The 925-nt window shown below is 61.5% G+C and carries 1 protein-coding gene; it reads left to right on the plus strand.

Annotation, left to right across the window (positions count from 1 at the left end; translation table 11 throughout):
- Nucleotides 1–273: 273 nt before the first annotated feature.
- Nucleotides 274–925: TorD/DmsD family molecular chaperone (locus CKO31_RS26125; protein WP_200243856.1), on the plus strand; the 652-nt coding region annotated here is incomplete at its 3' end.

Raw genomic sequence — 925 nt, forward strand, 5'->3', positions numbered from 1 at the left:
GACGATCCTGATCTGAAGCTCATCTGGTGGGACAAGCACGGGGTCCACCCCAACACGGCGATCCTGAACACGCCGGACCCCATCAGCGGGCAGCAGCGTTGGATGGATACCGTGGTCAAGGTCGCCAAGGTGTAGCGCAGCTGCGGGGCCTTTGAAATAAGGCGCGACTGGGCGCGTCCCGAGCCCAGTCGGCGGCTTCAGCGTGGAGCGGCATCCGTAGAGTGAGTCAAAGCATCCGTAGAGTGAGTCAAAGCATCCGTAGAGTGAGTCAAAATGGCGTCATCCCTGAATCCTGAGGCCGCGCATGTTCGGGCGCTCGGAGATGTCTGCGGTCTTCTGGCCGCGCTGTTCCGGGAGGAGCCCTCACAGGCGCTGCTGGTCGAGATGAAGGCACCGACCTTCGCGAAACATTTGTTCGATCTTGGGATCGATCTCGGGATCGATCTCAGCGGGGACTTTGCAAAAGGGTCCGACGCGGAGCTTGCGGAGGATCTGGCCGTGGAGTACGCCAGGCTCTTCCTTGGGCCGGGGAGCCATATCTCCCCCCACGAATCCGTTCATCACCACAGAGACCAAGGGGACTCGGGCTTGCTGTGGGGCAGCGAAACGGTCGCAGTCAAGCGCTTCATCGAATCGGTCGGCGTCGAGTACGCGCCGGACTATACCGGAATCCCTGACCACATCAGTGTGGAGTTGGAGTTTCTGCAAAAGCTCGCCCACGCTGAGGCCGATGCCCTGGGCAAGCAGGATTGGGCGCTGGCGCGGGATGCGCTGGTGCTGCAGCAGACATTCGTCGACGAGCACCTGAGCCGCTGGGCACCAGAGTTTTGCGATAAGGTCATCGCCAGCGCGAGGCTGCCTTTCTATCGGGAGTCAGCCGGTCTGCTGCGGGAATTACTGGATGACATGCGGCTGCGGATCAAGG

Origin of the sequence: Thiohalocapsa halophila, assembly GCF_016583825.1 — a bacterium.
Classification (GTDB): Bacteria; Pseudomonadota; Gammaproteobacteria; order Chromatiales; family Chromatiaceae; genus Thiohalocapsa; species Thiohalocapsa halophila.